This is a genomic window from Micromonospora sp. D75 (assembly GCF_018070405.1).
Classification (GTDB): Bacteria; Actinomycetota; Actinomycetes; order Mycobacteriales; family Micromonosporaceae; genus Micromonospora; species Micromonospora chalcea.
On sequence record NZ_JAGPXV010000418.1, the window covers coordinates 1 to 5,281 of the forward strand.

A 5,281-nucleotide genomic window follows, 5' to 3' on the forward strand; every position below is an offset into this window, starting at 1 on the left:
ACGTACCTCTCCGCTTGTCCCACGAGCCGGGCCACCGGCCGCGCTGACGATGGGACGGAGCCGCCGGCGATCGCCGGCGGCTCCGCGATGATCAGTGGCAGTTGACGCAGCACCACTGGATCGGCCGGCCCTGGCACGCGGCGCCGCCGCAGGAGCCCTTGCCCATGGCGGACGGGTCGGTCAGCGTGATCCCGCCGCCCGTCGGCATGGCGTACAGCCCTGCCGACGCCTCGCCGCCGGCGCCCGACCAGGAGACCGCTGTGGTGTCCAGGTCGGACAGGTCGATCGACAAGTTCCTGCTTTCACCCATCGATTCATCCTCTTTTCGGATCGATGTGGACAGTGGAACGAAGCGTAGGCCGGTACTGGCGGGATTCGCACCGCGCTGATGTAACAGGGAGATAAAGCGAGGCGGAACCGTCAATTCGCGCAGGTGAAGGCCGGTCGGGAACGGAAAGATTCCGGGCGGTGACGCGGCGTAGTTCCGGGATCCACTATTCGAGACGCCCAGGTCAGGTGGGGTCGAACGATGAATCACCGCATCAATTGCCTCCTTCTCCGATCGCGTGAAGACGATGTAACGAGAAGATTAAGTAGGGGAAGGTGTCAATGAATGCGGGCGACCCTCTATTGTGAAGTGACCTGCTTATTCGCCGACCCCGGCTATGGAATGCCGGGACGGGTGGCCCCGATCGCCGCAGGCGGGCCCGAACGTGACATCCGGCCCCACGAGGGCGGATTTCGGTTACCGTCCGAACGGGTGGATTGACGAGGCGTACGACTGGGCATCACCGGCGTGCGCATCGGCGGCCCCCTGTCCGCTGCGCTCACGATCATGGGCCGAAGGAGCGACATGCAGGTCTGGCCGGGCGAGAGCTACCCCCTCGGCGCCACCTACGACGGGATGGGCACCAACTTCGCGATCTTCTCCGAGGTGGCGGAGAAGATCGAGCTCTGCCTGTTCGACGAGTGGGACATCGGCACCGAGCGCCGGGTGGAGCTGCGCGAGGTCGACGCGTACGTCTGGCACGCCTACATCCCCGGCGTCGAGCCCGGCCAGCGCTACGGCTACCGGGTGCACGGGCCGTGGAACCCGGCCGAGGGGCTGCGCTGCAACCCGCACAAGCTGCTGCTCGACCCGTACGCGAAGGCGGTCGACGGGGAGATCATGTGGCACCCGTCGGTCTACGACTACGAGGTCGGCGGCGACCCGGACCGGATGAACACCGAGGACTCCGCGCCGTACATGCCGAAGTCGGTCGTGGTGAACCCGTACTTCGACTGGGGCAACGACCGGCCGCCGCGCACCCCGTACCACCACTCGGTGATCTACGAGGCCCACGTGCGCGGGCTGACCATGCGCCACCCGGGCATCCCGGAGGAGCTGCGCGGCACGTACGCGGCGATCGCCTCACCGGTGATGATCGAGCACTTCAAACGGCTCGGCGTCACGGCGGTGGAGCTGATGCCGGTGCACGAGTTCGTGCACGACCACCGCCTGGCCGACCTGGGGCTGCGCAACTACTGGGGCTACAACACCATCGGCTTCTTCGCCCCGCACCACGGCTACTCCGCGCTGGGCCGCCTGGGCCAGCAGGTGCAGGAGTTCCGGGGCATGGTCAAGGCGCTGCACGCGGCCGGCATCGAGGTCATCCTCGACGTGGTCTACAACCACACCGCCGAGGGCAACCACCTCGGGCCGTCGCTGAGCTTCAAGGGCATCGACACGCCCAGCTACTACCGGCTCTCCGAGGACGACCGGCGCTACTTCGTCGACTACACCGGCACCGGCAACAGCCTCAACGTCCGCAGCCCGCACTCGCTGCAACTGATCATGGATTCGCTGCGTTACTGGGTGACCGAGATGCACGTCGACGGCTTCCGGTTCGACCTGGCGGCCACGCTGGCCCGCGAGTTCTACGAGGTGGACCGCCTGTCCACCTTCTTCGAGGTGGTGCAGCAGGACCCGGTGGTCGGCCGGGTGAAGCTCATCGCCGAGCCGTGGGACGTCGGCCCCGGCGGCTACCAGGTCGGCAACTTCCCGCCGCAGTGGACCGAGTGGAACGGCAAGTACCGCGACACCGTACGCGACTTCTGGCGCGGCGAGCCGGCCACGCTCGCCGAGTTCGCCTCCCGCATCTCCGGCTCCGCCGACCTCTACCAGGACGACGGCCGCCGCCCGTTCCACAGCATCAACTTCGTCACCTGCCACGACGGGTTCACGCTGGCCGACCTGGTCTCCTACAACGACAAGCACAACGAGGCGAACGGCGAGGACAACCGGGACGGGGAGAGCCACAACCGGTCCTGGAACTGCGGCGTCGAGGGCGAGACCGACGACCCGGGCGTACGCGCGCTGCGGGCCCGGCAGCGGCGCAACTTCCTGGCCACGCTGATGCTGTCCCAGGGCGTGCCGATGCTCGGCCACGGCGACGAGCTGGGCCGCACCCAGCGCGGCAACAACAACGCCTACTGCCAGGACAGCGAGATCGCCTGGGTGGACTGGGACCGGGCCGACGACGAGCTGCTGGACTTCGTCCGCCGGCTCACCGACTTCCGCAACCGGCACCAGGTGTTCCGCCGCCGCCGGTTCTTCACCGGCCTGCCGGTGGGCGGCCGGGCCGCCGGCTCCGGACTGCCGGACCTGGCCTGGTACACCCCGGACGGCCGGGAGATGACCGGCGAGGACTGGGGCAACGACTTCGGCCGCTCGGTGGCCCTGTTCGTCAACGGCGACGGCATCGGGGAACGCGGCCAGTACGGCCAGCGCCACCGCGACGACTCGTTCCTGCTGCTGTTCAACGCGCACGACGCGCCGCTGGACTTCACGCTGCCCGGCGAGGAGTTCGGCAGCCGGTGGGAGTTGGTGATCAGCACCGCGGAACCCGACCCGGAGAAGACGACACTGGTCGAGGCGGGCGGCACGGTCTGCGTGCCGGACCGCTCGCTGCTGGTCCTGGAGAGGACGGCCTGACCCATGCCCGACACCCCCCGCTCGACCTACCGGGTCCAGGTGCGTCCCGGCTTCGACCTGGACGCCACGGCCGAGCTGGCGGGCTACCTCGCCGCGCTCGGCGTCACCCACCTCTACACCGCGCCCCTGCTCACCGCCACGCCCGGCTCCACGCACGGCTACGACGTGGTGGACCACCGCGCGGTCAACCCGCAGCTCGGCGGCGAGCCCGCCCGGGCACGGCTGGTCCGGGCGCTGCGCGCGGCCCGGCTGGGCCTGGTCGTGGACATCGTGCCCAACCACGCCGGCGTCGCCCGGCCCGAGGCCAACCCGGCCTGGTGGGACGTGCTGCGGCGGGGACGCGACTCGGCGTACGCGCGCTGGTTCGACATCGACTGGGACCGCGGGCGGCTGTTGCTGCCGGTGCTCGCCGACAGCGCCGACGCGCTCGACGACCTGAAGCTCGTCGACGGGGAGCTGCGCTACCACGAGCACCGGTTCCCGGTGGCCGACGGCACCGGCGACGGCACGCCCCGGCAGGTGCACGACCGGCAGCACTACGAGCTGGTGAACTGGCGGCGCGGCGACGCCGAGCTGACGTACCGCCGGTTCTTCGCCGTGTCCGACCTGGCCGGCCTGCGGGTGGAGGACCCGGAGGTGTTCGACGCCACCCACGCGGAGATCCTGCGCTGGGTCGACGCCGGGGAGGTCGACGGCATCCGCGTCGACCACCCGGACGGGCTGCGCGACCCGGCCGGCTACCTGGCCCGGTTGCGCGCCGCCGCGCCGCAGAGCTGGCTCGTGGTGGAGAAGATCCTGGAGTACGGCGAGGACCTGCCGGACTGGCCGGTCGACGGCACCACCGGCTACGACGCGCTGGCCGCCGTGTCCGGGCTGTTCGTCGACCCGGACGCCGAGGCGGACTTCACCGCGCTCGACGGCCGGCTCACCGGCCGGCACACGTCCTGGGCGGACCTGACGCACGCCACCAAGCTGGAGGCCGCCACCCGGCTGCTCGCCGCCGAGCTGACCCGGCTGGCCGCGCTCGTGCCGGAGCTGCCCGGCGAGCAGGTCCGCGCCGCCCTGGCCGAGCTGGCCGCGTGCTTCCCGGTCTACCGCGGATACCCGCCCGAAGGCGCCCGGCACCTGGCCGCCGCCCGCAGCGAGGCAGGCCGCCGCCGTCCCGACCTGACCGGCGTGCTCGACCAGGTCACCGCCCGGCTGCGCGACCCCGGCCACGAGCTGGCCGCCCGGTTCCCGCAGCTGACCGGCGCGGTGATGGCCAAGGGCGTGGAGGACACCGCGTACTACAGGTGGAGCCGGTTCGTCGCGCTCAACGAGGTCGGCGGCAGCCCGGCCCACTTCGGTGTGCCAGCGGCCGAGCTGCACCGCTTCGCCGCCGCCCGGCACGTGCGCTGGCCGGCGAGCATGACCGCGCTGTCCACCCACGACACCAAGCGCGGCGAGGACGTCCGCGCCCGGCTCGCGGTGCTGTCCGAGCTGCCCGGCCGCTGGGCCGAACGGGTCGCCGACTGGATGTCGCGCGCGCCGCTGGCCGACCCCGCGCTGGCCCACCTGCTCTGGCAGACCGCCGTCGGGGCGTGGCCGATCGAACGGGAACGACTGCACGGGTACGCCGAGAAGGCCGCCCGGGAGGCGTCCGTCACCACCAGCTGGGCCGACCCGGACCCGGGCTTCGAGCACGAGCTGCACGCCCTGGTCGACCGGATGTACGACGACCCGGAGCTGCACGCCCAGATCACCGCGTTCGCCGCCGAGATCACGCCGCCCGGCTGGTCGAACGCGCTCGGGCAGAAGCTGGTCCAGCTCGCCATGCCCGGTGTGCCCGACGTCTACCAGGGCACCGAGCTGTGGGAGAACTCGCTCGTCGACCCGGACAACAGGCGGCCGGTCGACTTCGCCGTACGCCGGGACCTGCTGGCCCGGCTCGACGCCGGCTGGCGGCCCGCGGTGGCCGCCGACGGCGCGGCCAAGCTGCTCGTGGTGTCCCGGACGCTGCGGCTGCGCCGCGACCGCCCGGACCTGTTCGGCGGCTACCGGCCGGTGCCCGCGCGCGGCCCGGCCGCCGCGCACGCGGTGGCCTTCGACCGGGGCGGGGCGGTCGCGGTGGCGACCCGGCTGCCGCTGCGGCTGGCCCGCTCCGGCGGCTGGCGGGACACGGCGCTGTCACTTCCCGTTCACGAGTGCACCGACTTGTTCACCGGACGGGTCTACAGTGGTTCTGAGCTGCTCCTTCATGATCTGCTGAGCACCTACCCCGTCGCCCTCCTCGCACCCACCGACTCTGTGGAGGCCGCCGCATGACCG

3 protein-coding genes are annotated in these 5,281 nt (G+C 71.5%); 2 read left to right on the forward strand and 1 reads right to left on the reverse strand.

The window, feature by feature from the left end; genetic code table 11:
• Positions 1-91 precede the first annotated feature (91 nt).
• A complete protein-coding gene (locus KBX39_RS22030; RefSeq protein WP_210872275.1) occupies positions 92-310 on the reverse strand; it encodes a hypothetical protein in 219 nt (72 codons plus the stop codon).
• Between the two features lie 543 nt (positions 311-853).
• On the opposite strand from KBX39_RS22030, the gene glgX reads away from it, so the two are divergent.
• Both glgX and treY read left to right on the forward strand, forming a co-directional pair.
• Positions 854-2,974 (forward strand): glycogen debranching protein GlgX, encoded by a 2,121-nt coding sequence (glgX, locus tag KBX39_RS22035; RefSeq protein ID WP_064446146.1) that lies wholly within the window; start codon positions 854-856, stop codon positions 2,972-2,974.
• Positions 2,975-2,977: 3 nt separating this feature from the next.
• On the forward strand, positions 2,978-5,278 hold the full coding sequence (treY, locus tag KBX39_RS22040; RefSeq protein ID WP_210872277.1) for a malto-oligosyltrehalose synthase: 2,301 nt from the start codon (positions 2,978-2,980) through the stop codon (positions 5,276-5,278).
• Positions 5,279-5,281: the final 3 nt, after the last annotated feature.